Source organism: Aeromonas sp. QDB56 (assembly GCF_027705505.1).
Taxonomy (GTDB): domain Bacteria; phylum Pseudomonadota; class Gammaproteobacteria; order Enterobacterales; family Aeromonadaceae; genus Aeromonas; species Aeromonas caviae.
This window is the reverse complement of the sequence record NZ_JAPDBZ010000018.1, coordinates 1-15,452: the sequence shown is the minus strand read 5'-3', so window position 1 is coordinate 15,452 and position 15,452 is coordinate 1. Positions and strand designations below refer to the sequence as shown.

The 15,452-nt window shown below is 61.7% G+C and carries 15 protein-coding genes; 10 read left to right on the top strand and 5 right to left on the bottom strand.

Translation table 11 applies throughout. The features are described 5' to 3' along the window. Window positions 1–3 precede the first annotated feature (3 nt). Window positions 4–432 (top strand): F0F1 ATP synthase subunit epsilon, encoded by a 429-nt coding sequence (locus OKB81_RS04870; protein ID WP_010672259.1) that lies wholly within the window; start codon window positions 4–6, stop codon window positions 430–432. A 93-nt stretch (window positions 433–525) separates the two neighbouring features. Continuing rightward, complete coding sequence (gene glmU, locus OKB81_RS04865; RefSeq protein ID WP_053288927.1) at window positions 526–1,887, top strand: bifunctional UDP-N-acetylglucosamine diphosphorylase/glucosamine-1-phosphate N-acetyltransferase GlmU; 1,362 nt, start codon at window positions 526–528, stop codon at window positions 1,885–1,887. A 51-nt stretch (window positions 1,888–1,938) separates the two neighbouring features. Here glmU and creD read toward each other — a convergent pair whose 3' ends face one another. The 4 genes from creD to blrA all read right to left on the bottom strand — a co-directional run bounded on the left by creD (window position 1,939) and on the right by blrA (window position 6,476). Continuing rightward, window positions 1,939–3,330 (bottom strand): cell envelope integrity protein CreD, encoded by a 1,392-nt coding sequence (gene creD / locus OKB81_RS04860; protein ID WP_053288926.1) that lies wholly within the window; start codon window positions 3,328–3,330, stop codon window positions 1,939–1,941. Window positions 3,331–3,451: 121 nt separating this feature from the next. Next, on the bottom strand, window positions 3,452–4,246 hold the full coding sequence (gene blaOXA, locus OKB81_RS04855) for a class D beta-lactamase (protein ID WP_124812916.1): 795 nt from the start codon (window positions 4,244–4,246) through the stop codon (window positions 3,452–3,454). 99 nt (window positions 4,247–4,345) lie between these two features. Continuing rightward, a complete protein-coding gene (gene blrB, locus OKB81_RS04850; protein WP_069784381.1) occupies window positions 4,346–5,767 on the bottom strand; it encodes a beta-lactam sensor histidine kinase BlrB in 1,422 nt (473 codons plus the stop codon). Between the two features lie 34 nt (window positions 5,768–5,801). Further along, the gene (blrA, locus tag OKB81_RS04845; protein ID WP_010672254.1) at window positions 5,802–6,476 is read right to left on the bottom strand and encodes a beta-lactam response regulator transcription factor BlrA; all 675 of its coding nucleotides are present in this window, start codon (window positions 6,474–6,476) and stop codon (window positions 5,802–5,804) included. A 122-nt stretch (window positions 6,477–6,598) separates the two neighbouring features. Between blrA and OKB81_RS04840 the strand changes: the two genes are divergently transcribed. Together OKB81_RS04840 and glmS are read left to right on the top strand one after the other, a co-directional pair. Next, window positions 6,599–7,372: a DeoR/GlpR family DNA-binding transcription regulator gene (locus OKB81_RS04840; protein WP_010672253.1), complete on the top strand. Its 774-nt coding sequence runs from the start codon at window positions 6,599–6,601 to the stop codon at window positions 7,370–7,372. A gap of 55 nt (window positions 7,373–7,427) precedes the next feature. Next, window positions 7,428–9,260, top strand: a complete 1,833-nt coding sequence (gene glmS / locus OKB81_RS04835; protein WP_270805136.1) for a glutamine--fructose-6-phosphate transaminase (isomerizing) — start codon at window positions 7,428–7,430, stop codon at window positions 9,258–9,260. 60 nt (window positions 9,261–9,320) lie between these two features. Here glmS and OKB81_RS04830 read toward each other — a convergent pair whose 3' ends face one another. After that, window positions 9,321–10,097 (bottom strand): LuxR family transcriptional regulator, encoded by a 777-nt coding sequence (locus OKB81_RS04830; protein ID WP_010672236.1) that lies wholly within the window; start codon window positions 10,095–10,097, stop codon window positions 9,321–9,323. 211 nt (window positions 10,098–10,308) lie between these two features. Between OKB81_RS04830 and OKB81_RS04825 the strand changes: the two genes are divergently transcribed. Genes OKB81_RS04825 through OKB81_RS04800 form a run of 6 tightly spaced genes read left to right on the top strand, consistent with a single transcriptional unit; the run spans window position 10,309 to window position 15,139 of the window. Further along, a complete protein-coding gene (locus OKB81_RS04825; RefSeq protein WP_053288923.1) occupies window positions 10,309–11,070 on the top strand; it encodes a DUF3450 domain-containing protein in 762 nt (253 codons plus the stop codon). After that, window positions 11,067–12,374 (top strand): MotA/TolQ/ExbB proton channel family protein, encoded by a 1,308-nt coding sequence (locus OKB81_RS04820; RefSeq protein ID WP_270805135.1) that lies wholly within the window; start codon window positions 11,067–11,069, stop codon window positions 12,372–12,374. The genes OKB81_RS04825 and OKB81_RS04820 overlap by 4 nt, the downstream gene beginning before the upstream one ends. Beyond that, the gene (locus OKB81_RS04815) at window positions 12,371–12,901 is read left to right on the top strand and encodes a MotA/TolQ/ExbB proton channel family protein (RefSeq protein WP_010672233.1); all 531 of its coding nucleotides are present in this window, start codon (window positions 12,371–12,373) and stop codon (window positions 12,899–12,901) included. Before OKB81_RS04820 ends, OKB81_RS04815 begins: the two co-directional genes overlap by 4 nt. Continuing rightward, entirely contained in the window at window positions 12,898–13,299 is a 402-nt protein-coding gene (locus OKB81_RS04810; protein ID WP_010672232.1) for an ExbD/TolR family protein, read from the top strand. Before OKB81_RS04815 ends, OKB81_RS04810 begins: the two co-directional genes overlap by 4 nt. After that, window positions 13,296–13,958, top strand: coding sequence for an energy transducer TonB (locus tag OKB81_RS04805; RefSeq protein ID WP_053288921.1), 663 nt, complete (start codon window positions 13,296–13,298; stop codon window positions 13,956–13,958). Before OKB81_RS04810 ends, OKB81_RS04805 begins: the two co-directional genes overlap by 4 nt. Before the next feature lie 2 nt (window positions 13,959–13,960). Further along, window positions 13,961–15,139 carry a hypothetical protein gene (locus OKB81_RS04800; RefSeq protein ID WP_053288920.1) on the top strand — a complete coding sequence of 393 codons (1,179 nt, stop codon included), beginning with the start codon at window positions 13,961–13,963 and terminating at the stop codon, window positions 15,137–15,139. Window positions 15,140–15,452: the final 313 nt, after the last annotated feature.

Sequence of the window (15,452 nt, the reverse complement as noted above, 5' to 3'; positions counted from 1 at the left end):
CCCATGGCTGAGATGATCTCCTTTCACCTGGATGTGGTGAGCGCCGAAGGAAAACTGTTTTCCGGTCGCGTGCAATCCGCCCAGGTATCAGGCTCCGAAGGTGAGCTGGGTCTCCGCCACGGTCATGCTCCGTTGCTGACTGCCATCAAGCCGGGCCTGGTCCGCTTGATCAAGCAAAATGGTAGCGAAGAGGTGCTGTACATCTCCGGCGGCATGCTGGAAGTACAACCCGAAGCCGTGACCGTGCTGGCCGATACCGCCATTCGCGCAGACGATCTGGATGAGGCGAAAGCCCAGGAAGCCAAGCGTCGTGCCGAAGAGCGGATCAACAGCTCCCATGGTGATATCGACTATGCTCAGGCGTCTGCCGAGCTGGCCAAAGCGATGGCCCAGCTGCGGGTTATCGATATCGTCAAAAAGAATTACCGCTAATCACGGTGATGCAAAAAGCGACCTTCGGGTCGCTTTTTTTTTGCCCGTTGGATAGACTCCGCCCAGTATTTCCACCTGTTTCAAAGGCTAGCTATGTCTCTCAATGTCGTGATCCTGGCTGCGGGTAAAGGTACTCGTATGCGTTCTGTTCTCCCCAAGGTGCTGCACCCCGTGGCCAACAAGCCCATGGTCTCCCATGTGATCGATACCGCTCGCCAGATTGGTGCCGAACAGTTGCACCTGGTCTATGGCCACGGTGCCGAGCTGCTCAAGGAGCGGATCGTCGCGGAAGATGTGAACTGGGTACTGCAGGCCCAGCAGCTGGGAACCGGCCACGCGGTGGCCCAGGCCATCCCGTTCTGGAACGACGAAGACGACGTGCTGGTGCTCTACGGCGATACCCCGCTGATCCAGCCGGAGACCCTGCAACGGCTGCTGGCCGCCAAGGCAAGCGATGGCATGGCCCTGCTAACCGTGGTGCTGGACAACCCGACCGGCTATGGCCGCATCGTGCGCGACAATGGCCAGGTGGTCGGCATCGTCGAGCAGAAGGATGCCAACGCCGAGCAGCTCGCCATCCGCGAGGTGAACACTGGCGTGCTGGTGGCCAACGGCGGCCAGCTGCGCAGCTGGCTGTCGCGTCTGGACAACAAGAATGCCCAGGGCGAGTTCTATCTGACCGACGTCATTGCCATGGCCCACGGTGACAACTGCCCCATCGCTGCAGTCCATCCGGACAGCGCCATGGAAGTGGAAGGAGCTAACAACCGGGTGCAGTTGGCTGCGCTTGAGCGCAGCTACCAGCAGATGCAGGCCGAGAAGCTGATGATCGCCGGCGCCACCCTGATCGACCCGGCCCGCTTCGATCTGCGCGGCACCCTGGAAATCGGGGAGGAGGTGGTGATCGACGTCAACGTCATCATCGAAGGCAAGGTGGTGCTGGGCAATCACGTGCGCATCGGTGCCGGCAGCGTATTGAAGGATTGCGTGATCGGCGACCACACCGAGGTGAAACCCTACTCCGTCATCGAAGGTGCGCAAATTGCTGACCAGTGCTCGGTCGGGCCCTTTACCCGCCTGCGCCCGGGTGCCGTGCTGGAGCAGGATGCCCATGTCGGCAACTTCGTCGAGATGAAGAAGGCCCGGCTGGGTGTGGGCTCGAAGTGCGGTCATCTGACCTATCTGGGGGATGCGGACGTCGGCGCCAAGGTGAACATCGGTGCCGGCACCATCACCTGCAATTACGACGGGGTGAACAAGTTCCAGACCATCATCGAGGACGATGTCTTCGTCGGCTCCGATACCCAGCTGGTGGCGCCGGTGCGGATCGGCAAGGGGGCGACCCTGGGGGCGGGTTCCACCATCACCAAGGATGTGGCGGAAAACGAGCTGGTGATCACCCGGGTGCCCCAGCGCCACATTCCGAACTGGGCTCGCCCGGTCAAGAAGAAGTGATGCCCGATCAATGAAATGCAAACCGGCGCCCGAGGGCGCCGGTTTTTTTGCTTATGGCTGATGGCTGGTGTCATTGGTCGATGGCTGGGGGGCCGCCCATGCGGTGGCGGAGGGACTGTTCTCCATCACCTGATACCAGTCGAGCTTGCGAGTCAGCCCCATGACCAGCGCCAGGGTGGCGAACAGCAGCAGGGCGCCAAGCAACAGGGCTGTCTCCTCGGCCTGCAGCAGCCCGAACAGGATGGCGTAGACCAGCCCCAGCAGGGCGGCGAATCCCATGCCCTGTTTCGGGCCGCCCAGCACATGGCTCAGGTAGAAGCCGTTGAGGGCCACACTGGCCAGGGCGGCAATGAGATAGGCCCAGGCAAAGCCGAGATGCTCGGTCAGCGCCAGCAGCACCAGATAGAAGATGGCCAGCCCCATGCCCACCAGCGCGTACTGGATGGGGTGTACCCGCAGCCCCTTGAGCAGCTCGAACATGAAGAAGCTGATGAAGGTGAGGCCGATGAACAGCAGGGCATATTTGGCGGCCCGCTCGTTCAGCTGATAGTGATCCACCGGTTGCACCAGGCTGACGCTGAATGACGGCAGTTTGGTGCCCGCTCCCTTCATCATGCGGTTGAAGCGACTCTCCATGTCGGTGGCGAACCAGCTGGTCTGCCAGCTTGCCTCGAACCCTTGATCCGCAAGGGTGCGTTCACCGGGCAGAAAGTCGCCGAGAAAATTGGGATGGGGCCAGTTGCCGCTCAGGTGAAACCGGCTGTCCTGTCCGAGCGGCAACACTTCCAGCGCGTTCATGCCCTGCAGATCCAGCTCGATGTGAAAGCGGCCATCTTCGTCTGGCAAGGCGTCGAGCGGGGCATGGATCCCCACTCGCCCGTCCCCCAGCTGGGCACCAGGGGCAAACGGGATGCGTTTCTCCCCCCATTGCAGTTCGGGTACGCGGCTGATGCCCCGGGCATCGGAGAGGATCAGGCTGAGATAGGGTTTGCCCGGCACCAGGGCGGGATCCGCCGGGTCGAAGCTCAGGTTCGGGTTGCCGGCCACCAGCCCCTTGTCAGCCAGGCTGGTGGGCATCAGGCCGGAGAGGGAGAGCCGACTGTGATAAATCTGGGCCTGATAGATACCGAGCTTGCGCGGGGTCACCTCCATGCTGGCCCGCACGTCCAGCCTCTGGGGCAGCAGGTAGCGATAGACCTGCTCCTTGCGAACGAAATGTTTGCCATCCTGCTCGACGGTGACGGTCCGGGTATAGGGCTGTACCAGTACGGGCCCCATCAGGCGCTGGGGCCCGCTGTGGCTGGCCATGATGCTGTGAATGGCCTGACTGCGATAGGCCTGGCGCTCCCGATTCAGCTCCATGATGGCGTGAACCGGGATCATCATCAGCAGGCAGAGCAACAGCAGCAGGGCGATCTTGTGGGTGAAAATCTGTTTGACCATGACACGTCTCCTTGTTGTTGAACGGGAGTGTGCCGGGGTCGCGTGAAGGGAGGATGGGGCAGTGTGAAGTAGTGGTGAAGGGGGATAAAAAAACCGGCGCGAGGCGCCGGTGTTGCTGGCATCAGAGTGTCTTCAACCGGGCCGGCAGGGCGGCGAACACATCCTCCCTGGCCCTGAGGGAAGCGAACTGCTTGCCCGGCGTCTGGATGACGGTGTGGACGAAGATGAGCGTCTTGTCCTGTTTGCTGGCCCAGCCGACGAACCAGCCGATCTGCTGCTCCCTGTCCAAGCTGCCATCCAGCAGCTTGGGGTAACCCATGCCGGTCTTGCCGTGGATCTGCCAACCGTCGATGTCGGGCTGACGCATCAGGTTGGCGGTATGGCGCAGGGTCTGGGCGGAGACCGGCAGCTTGCCGCTCACCATCTTGCCAAGGAAGCGGGCTTGCTCCTGGGGGCTGATGGCGAGGCTGGCGCTGAGCCAGGCCTGGGTCAGACCGTCGTGCTTGCCCGGGTTGCCTTCGAGATCCCGGTTGCCGTAGTCGAAGCTGTCCACGTAGTGCTGGAAGCGAGCCTCTCCCAGCCACTCGGTGAGGCGCTGCGAGTACCAGATGACCGAGAATTGCATCCAGCTGCTCGGGGTGGTGGTCTGTTTCCACTCCGGCAGGAAATCAGGATCACCGGCCTTGAACGGCAGGGCAGGCAGTTGTTCATCCACCAGGAAGCCGCTGTCATAGCCCATCAGTGCCAGCGGGATCTTGAAGGTGGAGGCCGGGGTCAACTGGGCGGCACAGTCCCCCTGGGTGCTGACGGGTTTGCCGGTGCCGTCGGCAAACAGCATGCAGCCAGAAGCGGCGCTGGCAGGCAGTGCACAGAAGAGGCCAGCAGCAAGCAGACTGGACAACAGCATACGGGGCATATCTATCTCCTTGATTAATATGAATGCGCATCGACGGGGAAGGTCGTCATCGAGGAGGTGCAGCTTAGCCCGGCTCTGTGTGCTTGGTGTGAAGTGTCCTCAGTTGCCGGGCAGCCAGAGTGTGGCCAGCACCCCCCCGTCCGGCTGATTGGCAAGAGCAAGATGGCCGCCATGCTGGCGTGCCACCTCCATGGCAAAACTGAGCCCTAGGCCGCTGCTTTTTCCCTTGTCTGGCCTTGGCAGGGAGTAGAAACGCTCGAAAATCCTGGGCAGCGCAAAGTCGGGAATGCCTGGCCCCTGATCTCGCACCCGGAAGCAATACCCCCCTTCCTCCATGGCGCCGCTCAGCACCAGGGTACTGCCGACGGGGGCAAAATCGAGGGCGTTGTCCAGCAGGTTGCCAAGGGCCTGCTCCACCAGCAGGGGATCCCACTTCTGCTTCTGACCTTCCCCCAGCTCGGCGTGCAGGGATATCTGGCGGCGCTGGGCCTGGATCTGGCGGGCGTCGAGCACCCGTCTGCCCAGCCTGGCCGGCTCGACGGATTGTCTGTCCAGCCCCTGCCCTGATTCGAGGCGAGCGAGTTGCAGCATGCGCTCGATCAGCTGCTGCATGCGGGCCGTCTCCAGATTGATGTTGCCGATAAAGCGCTTTGCGATGTCCGGCGGCGGCGCCTCGGCCAGAATCTCCCCCGCCCCGCGAATGGCCGCCAGCGGGCTTTTGAGCTCGTGGGTCAGGCTGTGGACATAGGCCTCGATATAGGCCTTGCCGTCCAGTTGGCGGCGCATGGTTTCCAGGGAGTGGCCTAGCCTGTCCAGTTCGGGGCTGTAGAGGCGCGGCAGGCTGGCGGGCTGACCCTGGCTGATTGCATCTGCATAGTGCACCAGCTTGCCGATGGCGCGGTTGAGCCACCACACCAGCAAGGCGCCGATGAGCAGCGAGATGAACAGCAGCAGGGCCGCCCCTTTCAGCAACTGGTGTTCGCTGCGCTCTATCATGGGCTGCAGGGTGCTGTTGGGCTTGGCGACGGTGAGGGAGCCGAGGATGTCATCCCCTTCCCGCAGCGGGGCGGCCACGTGCATCACCGAGCTGGCGGGATCGTCGGGGTCGCTGCGGGTGCTGCGGGCGCCATATTCGCCGCGCAGGGTCAGGTAGACGTCGTTCCAGCGCGAGTAGTCCTTGCCCAGATCCACCCCGTCCGAGTCGTAGACCACCCTGCCTTTTGCGTCGGTCACATAGATGCGGTACTCCGCCTGCTGCTTGAGGTGGCCATCGATGAGTGCATTGATGGGACTCTGGTTGAGGCGGGCGAAGGCGCTGGCCAGCCGGCCATTCGCCATCTTTCCTTCCTGCATGTCGTCCAGGGCCAGGGGGGCCAGCATCTGCGCCATGTCTACCAGGGTATCTTCGGTGGCGCTGCGTACCCCGGGCTTGATCTCCTCGACGAAGATCTCCAGCACGAACCAGGCGGCCAGGGCGAAGATCAGCACCAGGCCGCACAGCAGTTGCAATCCGATTCTCATCTCATCCCCCTGCCGATGCCCGGCCACCCCGAGTTCATGCCAGCTCCAGACTGTAGCCCAGCCCGCGGTGGGTCAGGATCAGGTTGGCGTCAGGGTCCCGCTCCCGCAGCTTGGCCCGCAGAGTCTTGATGTGGGTGTCGACGGTGCGATCCAGACTCTCTTCCGCATCCTGCCACACCAGATCCATCAGCTGCTGGCGGGAGTAGACCCGACCCGGCGCCAGCATCAGGGTCTTGAGCAGCAGGTACTCATAACGGGTGAGCGTCAGGGGCTGGCCCAGGAAGCAGATGCGTGCCCGCTCCTCGTCCAGGGCGAGTGGCTGTATCGGCTGGGAGGGGGCGGGCTGGCTGCGGCGCAGGATGACCCGCACCCGGGCGCACACCTCACGGGGCGAGAAGGGTTTGGCCACATAGTCGTCTGCCCCTATCTCCAGCCCGATCAGCCTGTCTATCTCCTCGCTGCGGGCGGTGAGAAACATCAGGGGAATATCGGTCAGTGCCCGTACCCGCTTGCACAGTTCGAAACCGCTGATATCCGGCAGCCCCACATCCAGGATCAAAAAATCCGGTCGCGTCTGTTCCAGTCGCGCCAGCAACGGCTGACCGAGGGGGAACCACTCCACCTCGAAACCATCGGTCTGCAGGGCATAGATCAGGGTATCGGCAATGCTGGCTTCATCTTCCACCAGCCAGATGAGTCGTTTTTGCATGGCGTCCTCGTCGCAAATCGGCTCCTCATTCTGGCATCGAACCAAATCGGATCCTATTTGCCGTTTGATTTTTCCCGAAAAGGCATTAATATTTCGCCATTCTTTCGAATCGAAACTTATAGATGACCAAACGCAACACACAGCAGCGCCGTCACACCATAGTGAGTCTGGTGCAGGAGCAGGGGGAAGTCAGCGTCGATGCCCTGGCCAAACACTTCGCCACTTCCGAGGTGACCATCCGCAAAGATCTGGCGGTGCTGGAGACCGGTGGCCTGTTGCTGCGTCGCTACGGCGGTGCCGTTCCCCTCCCCAGCGAGATGGTGGTGGACAGCAACCCGGAACAAGTTTCGAATCGAAAGCTGGCCATTGCCCGCGCTGCCGCCGAGCGGATCCGCGATCACAACCGCGTCATCATCGACAGCGGCAGCACCACCAGCGCCATGATCCCCATGCTGGGCAACAAGCGCGGCCTCATTGTGATGACCAACTCCCTCAATGTGGCCGGTGCCCTGCGCGAGCTGGAAAACGAGCCCACCCTGCTGATGACTGGCGGGACCTGGGATCCCCATTCCGAATCCTTCCAGGGGCAGGTGGCGGAGCAGGTGCTGCGCTCCTATGACTTCGACCAGCTCTTCATCGGTGCCGATGGCATCGACCCGGAGCGGGGCACCACCACCTTCAACGAGCTGGTGGGCCTCTCCCGGGTCATGGCCGAGGTGTCGCGGGAGGTCATCGTCATGGTGGAGTCGGAGAAGATCGGCCGCAAGATCCCCAATCTCGAGCTGCCCTGGTCCGGCATCCATACCCTGGTGACCGACGAGGGGCTGAGCAATGCGGCCAGAGAACAGATTCAGGCCAGGGGGATCACGCTGATTTGCGCCCCAGTGGCCGTGTGACCTGAACAAACCATTATCCAACCGAATTAACGTCTTACGTTTCAAGGAGAAGTCTATGTGTGGCATCGTCGGGGCCGTCGCCCAACGTGATGTGGCTGAAATCCTGGTAGAGGGCCTGCGCCGTCTGGAATACCGTGGCTACGATTCGGCCGGTGTCGCCGTGTTCAGCGCCAACCAGCCGCTGCAGCGGGTGCGTCGCCTCGGCAAGGTGGCCGAACTGGCCAAGGCTCTGGAGGAGCAGTCCGTCCACGGTGGTACCGGCATTGCCCACACCCGCTGGGCTACCCATGGCGAGCCGTCCGAGCGCAATGCTCACCCCCATGTCTCCGAGCATATCGTGGTAGTGCACAACGGTATCATCGAGAACCACGAAGAGCTGCGGGAAGAGTTGAAGGCGCTGGGCTATGTGTTCAGCTCCGACACCGACACCGAAGTGATCGCCCACCTGGTGCACCACGAGCTGAAATCCGCCCCCAGCCTGCTGGCGGCCATGCAGGTCGCGGTGAAGCAACTGCGCGGCGCCTACGGCACCGTGGTGATGGACAGCCGTGACGACAGCCGCGTGGTGGTGGCCCGTTCCGGCTCCCCCCTGGTGATCGGCCGCGGCATCGGCGAGAACTTCATCGCCTCCGACCAGATGGCCCTGCTGCCGGTGACCCGCCGCTTCATCTTCCTGGAAGAGGGCGATGTGGCCGAAGTGACCCGCCGCGACGTGCACATCTTCGATACCCACGGCGAGGCCGTGGTGCGCGAGGAGTTGGAGTCCGAGTTGTCCCACGATGCCGGTGACAAGGGTGAATACCGCCACTACATGCTCAAGGAGATCTACGAGCAGCCCAAGGCCATCACCAATACCCTGGAAGGCCGCCTGGGCAGCGATCACGTGGTGGTCGAGTCCTTCGGCAACGGCGCCCGTGCCATTTTCGACAAGGTCGAGCACGTCCAGATCGTCGCCTGCGGCACCTCCTACAACTCCGGCATGGTGGCGCGCTACTGGTTCGAAGAGATCGCCGGCGTCTCCTGCGACGTGGAGATCGCCTCCGAGTTCCGCTATCGCAAGTCGGTGGTGCGTCCCAACAGCCTGCTGGTGACCCTCTCCCAGAGCGGCGAGACTGCCGATACCCTGGCAGCCCTGCGTCTGGCCAAGGAGTCTGGTTACATGAGCTCCCTGGCCATCTGCAACGTACCAGGCTCCTCCCTGGTGCGCGAATCCGACCTGGCCTTCATGACCCGGGCTGGTGCCGAGATCGGGGTGGCGTCCACCAAAGCGTTCACCACCCAGCTGGCTGGCCTGCTGATGCTGGTGGCCTCCGTCGGTCACTGCCGTGGTAACCTGAGCGCCGCCGCCGAGGCCGAACTGGTCAAGGCGCTGCAAGCCCTGCCTGTACGCATCAAGGAGAGCCTGGCCCTGGCCAAGCAGATCGAGACACTGGCCGAAGAGTTTGCCGACAAGCACCATAGCCTGTTCCTCGGTCGTGGCAGCCAGTACCCCATCGCCATGGAGGGGGCGCTCAAGCTCAAGGAGATCTCCTACATCCACGCCGAGGCCTATGCCGCCGGTGAGTTGAAGCATGGCCCGCTGGCGCTGATCGATGCCGAGATGCCCATCATAGTGGTGGCGCCGAACAACGATCTGCTGGAGAAGCTCAAGTCCAACGTGGAAGAGGTGCGTGCCCGTGGCGGTATCCTCTACGTCTTCGCCGATGCCGATACCGGCTTCAAGAGCGACGAGACCATGCGGGTGATGAGCCTGAACCACGTGGAAGAGGTGATCGCGCCGATCGTCTATACTGTGCCGCTGCAGCTGCTCTCCTACCATGTTGCCCTCATCAAGGGTACCGACGTGGATCAGCCGCGCAACCTGGCAAAATCCGTGACGGTGGAATAAGCCGTCGCCGGAAATGAAAAAAGAGCCGCATTGCGGCTCTTTTTGTTTTGGCAAAACAGGCTATGACAGCCGCAGGTTGGTGATGGTGACGTCGTCCAGGGAAGGCACAATGATGCCGCTGGAGATGCTCTTGGCAATCGCCTGGTTGCGGTTGCGCGAGTCCGTCTTGTTGGTGACCTGATTGAGGTGGAAGTTCACGGTTCGCTCGCTGATGCCGAGGATGGTGGCGATCTCCCAGGAGGTCTTGCCCTCGCTGGCCCAGAACAGGCACTCCTTCTCCCGATCCGACAGCTCGGCCAGGTATTTCATCAGGTCTGGCCTGGCCTTGATGAGGGTCAGGGCCGAGTTGAAGATGTAGCTGGCACAGAATGACAGCAGGGGAACGTTTTCAAACATCAGATCGGAATTGGACTTCTCCTTGCTGATGAAAGAGAGGATGCCGTGTTCCCCCTGCGGCGTGTGCAGCGGGAAGGAGACGCCGTTCCTCACCCCGAAGTCGGCGGCGAGGTTCATTACTTCCCTGCTGGCGCTGGGCAACCAGGGGGCATCACAATCGAGCTTGTTCCAGAAGATGGGCTGGGTCTGCTTCAGTCCCAGGAAGACGACCGGATCCTGGGTCAGGTAGTGCCGTTCCGAATAGGCATCAAACCAGCTGGTGGGGCAGTTGTTGAACAAGGCCACATGGGATTTCTGCATACTGATGGGGAAAATAATCAGCAAACGGAAGTAATCAAACCCCATCTGATGACTGAAGCGCTCCAGTTGTTGCTGGATCTCGCTGGTCTTCTTCGCCTTGGTGAACCGATCTATGTGTTCCCAGATCGCATCGTTAAACATGTAAGTCTCCTTTTTCGATCACTTATCTTGCTGATCGAAAAGACATTTTTTAGTTATTTAAAATGGTGTTGCGACTACCAACGCCAGTTATTCCCGTACTTGTCTAAAAAGTATCCTGTTTTTTCGGCCAGAGGCCAAGAAAATCATCTGATTGCCAGTGACCCTACTCTTTGAGACAATGAGAATAGTTATCATTGTTAAGATTTATATCATGAACAAGTTTTGGGGTCTGACCTTGTTACCCATGGCCGTTCATTGCGTCGTGTCCGCCGACGAAGTGGTTGCGCCAGCATTGAAGAACAGTATCGCCGACGGGAAAGCCTCCCAGCTGCGTGTGGAGAAAGCCGCCGATGGAGCCGTCGCCGCCAGGATTGAGCTGCAAAATGCCCAACTGCAACTGCGGGATCTGGAAGCCTACAACCGCTACATGCAGTCTCTGGTGGCCGATCAGCAAAACGAGCTGGGCAAGCTGAGCCAGCAGTTGGAAGCGGTACAGGAGACCAGGCAGGGGCTTGTCCCCCTGATGCTGCAGATGCAAGCCGATCTGGAACAGCTGGTACAGGATGACATCCCGCTGCGCAGGGAGGATCGTCTGGCGCGGGTTGCTGCCTTGAAAGCGACGCTGGCCAGAGCCGATGTGAGCGAGGCGGAGAAGTTCCGCCAGCTATTGCAGGCCTATCAGATTGAAGCCGAATACGGCAGCAGGCTGGACCATTATTCCGCCGAGCTGGTGCTGGATGGCGCACCGCGCCGGGTCGATGTGCTGGCTCTGGGTCGGGTCTCCCTGCTGGCGATGACCGCCGATCGCTCCCAGGCGTGGCGTTGGTCTGCCGAGCACAAGCAGTGGCAAGCCCTCGACGGCCAGTGGCTCTCCCCCATCGCCGAGGCGTTGGAAATGGCTGCCGACAAGAAAGTTCCCCAGTTGTTGAATGTCCCCCTTTCCGTCAGCCGTGGTCAGGAGGCCCAGTCATGAGCGTCAGCATGAAGTGGTTACCCCTTGCCCTCGCCCTCTCTCTGGGCACCACAGCCGCCGTGGCCGAGGAAGCCTGGCAGCAGCAGGAACAGGCCCGTGAGCAGAAGGCTCAGCAGGATCTGGCGTCTGTCTCCAGGGAGCTGAGCAGTGCCCGTGCCAAGCTGGCCGAGGCCCAGCGCCTGAGCAAGGAGCTGGCCAGCCAGTTCGCGGCCAATGAAAAGCAGCTGGTGGATCTCAATACCCAGTGGGAGCAGGCCTCCGGCGACATGAACGAGATCTTTGCGGTCACCCGTCAGGGCGCCAGCGATGCGGTCAAGTTGCTGAGCGAATCCGCCGTCGAGGGCCAGTATCCTGATCGTCTCGCCCCGCTGAAAACCATGGCACAGGATAAACAGGTGCCTGATCGCGCCGCCCTTGCCCTGCTGCCAGCCACCTTGCTGCAGGAGATCCGCGAATCGGGCCGGGTTGCCCAGTTCAACGGCAAGGTGCTCGATGCCCAGGGCGTTGCCAGCGAGCAGACGTTGACCCGGATCGGCAGCTTCGCCCTGCTGGGCGATGCGGGTTTCTTGCAACCGGAGGCCGAAGGCCTGAGTCCGGTGCTGGGCCTGCCAGGCAGCGTGCTTTCCGCTGTGGCCGCTTATCAGGGTCAGGAGGGAGAAGCGTTGCCGCTGGATCCCTCCCACGGTGTTCTGCTCGATATGCTGGCCCAGGCGCCCACCTTCTGGCAGCAAGTCCAGCAGGGCGGCCAGGTCGGCGCCATCATCGTGCTGCTGGCAGCCATCGGCCTGGGGATCGCTGGAGTACGGCTGTGGAGCCTCTCTCGCGAACTGGGTCGGGTTCGTCGCCAGCTCAAGAGCGGTGAATATCATGCCGACAACGCCCTCGGCCGGGTGCTGACGGTGGCTGACAAGCATCCAGAACTGAGCATGGAGACCCTCGAACTGCGTCTGGATGAGGCGATCCTGCAGGAGACCCCTCGCCTGGAGCGCGGCATCGGCATGGTTAAGGTGATCGCGGCCATCGCCCCCATGCTGGGTCTGCTCGGGACAGTGACCGGTATGATCGGCACCTTCCAGGCCATCACCCAGTTCGGTACCGGCGATCCCAAGATCATGGCGGGCGGCATCTCCATGGCCCTGGTCACCACGGTGCAGGGTCTGGTGGCGGCCATTCCGCTGATCCTGGCCCACAGCCTGTTGCAGTCCCGTTTCACCGAGCTTTCCAACGTGCTGGAACAGCAGGTGGCCGGGATCCTGGCCGAGCGGGCCGAAAGCAATGGTGACAGGGTGGAGCGGGTAGCATGATGCTCGACATCTGGCAGCAGTTGCAGAGCTTCATGGGCCGTGGCGGCCCGGTGCTCTGGGTCATTCTGGCCTTGCTGGTGCTGATGTGGATTCTGATGATCGAGCGGCTGCTCTACCTCAACCTGGGGTTTGCACCGTTGCAGCGTGAGCTGCTGGGCCGCTGGCAGGCGCGTCGCGAGCGTCACAGCTGGCACGCTCGCGCGATTCGCGGGCGCTGGCTGGCAGAAGTGGAGCTGGCGCTCAACCGTCATCTGATCTTCATCCGCACCCTGGTGGTGCTCTGCCCCATGCTGGGGTTGCTGGGTACAGTGACCGGCATGATAGGCGTATTCGATGCGCTGGCTGCGGCCAACCGCTTTAACCCGGAGAGCATGGCGGGCGGGATCTCCCGCGCCACCATCCCCACCATGGCAGGCATGGTGGTGGCCCTCTCCGGCGTGTTGTTACTTAGCCGGCTCGAGAGTCAGGCCAAGCGTGCGCTGGCCAAGACCCGGGACGGCCTGCGAGAAGAGAAGGTAATGCAATGAGACGGCAATCCAAACGCCAGCGCGATGAAGTGCAGATCGACATGACCCCCATGCTGGATATCGTCTTCATCATGCTGATCTTCTTCATCGTGACCACCTCCTTCGTGCGCGAAGCCGGGCTTGAGGTACACAGACCCCAGGCCAGCCAGGCCAAGGCGCAGAAATCGTCCAGCATCATGCTGGCGATCGGCGCTCAGGGGCAGATCTTCCTCGACCGCAAACAGGTGGATGTGGAGCGGGTACAGGCCACCCTCGCCCGACTGTTGGCGGAGCAGCCCGAGGCAAGCCTGGTGATCCAGGCCGATGAACGGGTACCCCACGGCAAGGTGGTGCGGGTGATGGATGAAGCCAAGGCGGCAGGCATCGCCAACATCGCCGTGGCGGTGGCACCGAAATGAAACACAAGTTGATGAGCCTGGGACTGGGGATCGCCCTCAGTCTGGGCATCCTGTTGTTCATGGCCACCCTGGTGGAGCCGCCCGGAGGGGAGAAGGCGACCACAGAGCAGAAATCCATCGTCATCAACATGCAGAACGAGGTGACCGAGGTACAGGTGCGTGAGCGGCCGGTACCCCAGGAGCCGGAACCCCTGCCGGAGCCGCCTGCCGCGCTGGCCTCGACACCGATGCCCATGCCGGCGGCGGCCCCGTTGCCTTCGGTACAACCGAGCCTGGATCTGGTCTCGACCCTGAGTGCGGTACAGGTCTTTGCCCCTGGCGTGGCGACCAGTCCCACTCCGGTCGCGAGCGGCAATTTCCATGGTCAGCAGCAGGGCGCTGGAATCGGTGCCGGTGACCTCTTGATGCCACTGCAACGGGTTGAGCCTGTTTATCCCTACCGGGCCCAGCAGGCCGGCATCGAGGGGTCCGTGACCTTGCGTTTCAGCGTCGATGCCGATGGGCGGGTACAGGATGTGGAGGTGGTCGAGGCCAAGCCGAAGCGTCAGTTCGAGCGAGCGGCCATTCAGGCGATCAACAAGTGGCGCTATCAGCCGAGGCCGGGCGCCACCGACAAGCTGGTGCAAGTCATCACGCTCAAATTCAAATTGGAGTCATAACCATGTTGCGGATCTGGATCTGTCTGCTGGCCCTGGTCAGCCAAGCCTGTCTGGCGATGGAGGTGAGCCCTCATTTCTCCCGCCAGCTGGAGCCCGTGATGAAGCTCTATCAATCCGGCCAGTGGCAACAGGCCCAGAGCAAGGCGGCTGTGCTCAAACCCGGTTCCGAGGCTGAGCACGCCTGGCTGGCGCAGTTACAGGCCTCTCTGGCCGCCAATCTGCAGCAGACCGCACAGGCGAGTCGCTACGTGGAGCAGGCTCTTGCCTATAAAGAGTGGCCAGAGCAGCAACGACTTCAGTTGTTGCGTCTGCGCGGGGATATCCAGGCCCAGCAATCCAAGTGGTCCGGCGCCATCGCCAGCTACAAGGCCGCATTGGCCATCAAGGCTGACGATACCTTGCGTCTGCGCTTGGCTGGCCTCTATTACCACAACAAGCAGTACGGCGAGGCAGCCAGCCAGAGTGAACAACTGTTGAAGAAAAGCTGGCAGAAGCAGGCAGCCATCATCCGCCTCTCCTCCCTCACTGCATTGCAGCGTTACGGCGTGGCTGCGGATCAGGCCGAAGAGTTGATCCGCCGCGAGCCGAAAGAGAGCAAGTGGTGGCAGCAGGCTGTGTCGCTCAATATCTCCGCCAAGCGTGGTGATCGAGCGCTTGCACTGCTGCAAACCGCCATCGACCGTCAACTGATGGATGATGCCGCCGCCCGCAACCAGCTGATCCGCCTGTATGCCTGGCAGGGACTGCCCTATCGCGGTGCGCGTCTGCTGGAGTCTGCCATGGCCAAGGGACAGATGAAGCAGAGCGCAGAGAATCGCCAATTGCTGGCCCAGTTGTGGGAAGGGGCACGTGAGTGGCCGAAGGCTGTGGACAGCTGGCAACTGCTTGCCCGGGAACATGCTCACCCCAAGGCCGCCATGCGTGCCGCCGAACTGCTGCTGCAACAGGGCAAGACGGATGCCGCCATGATCCAGCTCTCGGCCATCAAGTCAGTGAAAGGAGAGCAGGGCAACAGAGCCAAGGCCCTGCTGGTGCAGGCACACCTCAATAAAGAACAATATGCTCAGGCGCTGGTGTTGGCTCGCGAGCTGCAACAGCAGAACAACTGGCAAGACAGGGCGACCAGCTGGGTCAACTACATTCAGGCCCAGACTGACGGTATGAACAAAAAATCGGCATGAAACTGGGGTAAACTCTCATTTCATGGGGTTTAGCCTGCTTTTTCAGCAAACGAGCGCATTTTTACAAAAAGCCCTTGTCATCGCGGCGCGGCTCCCTATAATGCGCCCCTACCAGCACGGCGGACCACGCCGAACTGATGAGCTAGCTTCCTCGTGAAGCCAGCGCCGAAAGAAAAGCGAAAACAACCGCTTGACTTTCGAAGTGAGGGGCGTAAGATGCGCCTCCTCAACGCGATAAGCGTGACGCTCTTTAACAATTTGAATCAAGCAATCTGTGTGGGCACTCACAGCATCGAGCATCAAAAACAATTTT

Excerpts from the sequence above, each read along its gene's own strand:
- OKB81_RS04870 (WP_010672259.1), top strand. The coding sequence starts at position 4 with ATGGCTGAGATGATCTCCTTTCACCTGGATGTGGTGAGCGCCGAAGGA.
- glmU (WP_053288927.1), top strand. The coding sequence starts at position 526 with ATGTCTCTCAATGTCGTGATCCTGGCTGCGGGTAAAGGTACTCGTATG.
- creD (WP_053288926.1), bottom strand. The coding sequence starts at position 3,330 with ATGGTCAAACAGATTTTCACCCACAAGATCGCCCTGCTGCTGTTGCTC.
- blaOXA (WP_124812916.1), bottom strand. The coding sequence starts at position 4,246 with ATGCCCCGTATGCTGTTGTCCAGTCTGCTTGCTGCTGGCCTCTTCTGT.
- blrB (WP_069784381.1), bottom strand. The coding sequence starts at position 5,767 with ATGAGAATCGGATTGCAACTGCTGTGCGGCCTGGTGCTGATCTTCGCC.
- blrA (WP_010672254.1), bottom strand. The coding sequence starts at position 6,476 with ATGCAAAAACGACTCATCTGGCTGGTGGAAGATGAAGCCAGCATTGCC.
- OKB81_RS04840 (WP_010672253.1), top strand. The coding sequence starts at position 6,599 with ATGACCAAACGCAACACACAGCAGCGCCGTCACACCATAGTGAGTCTG.
- glmS (WP_270805136.1), top strand. The coding sequence starts at position 7,428 with ATGTGTGGCATCGTCGGGGCCGTCGCCCAACGTGATGTGGCTGAAATC.
- OKB81_RS04830 (WP_010672236.1), bottom strand. The coding sequence starts at position 10,097 with ATGTTTAACGATGCGATCTGGGAACACATAGATCGGTTCACCAAGGCG.
- OKB81_RS04825 (WP_053288923.1), top strand. The coding sequence starts at position 10,309 with ATGAACAAGTTTTGGGGTCTGACCTTGTTACCCATGGCCGTTCATTGC.
- OKB81_RS04820 (WP_270805135.1), top strand. The coding sequence starts at position 11,067 with ATGAGCGTCAGCATGAAGTGGTTACCCCTTGCCCTCGCCCTCTCTCTG.
- OKB81_RS04815 (WP_010672233.1), top strand. The coding sequence starts at position 12,371 with ATGATGCTCGACATCTGGCAGCAGTTGCAGAGCTTCATGGGCCGTGGC.
- OKB81_RS04810 (WP_010672232.1), top strand. The coding sequence starts at position 12,898 with ATGAGACGGCAATCCAAACGCCAGCGCGATGAAGTGCAGATCGACATG.
- OKB81_RS04805 (WP_053288921.1), top strand. The coding sequence starts at position 13,296 with ATGAAACACAAGTTGATGAGCCTGGGACTGGGGATCGCCCTCAGTCTG.
- OKB81_RS04800 (WP_053288920.1), top strand. The coding sequence starts at position 13,961 with ATGTTGCGGATCTGGATCTGTCTGCTGGCCCTGGTCAGCCAAGCCTGT.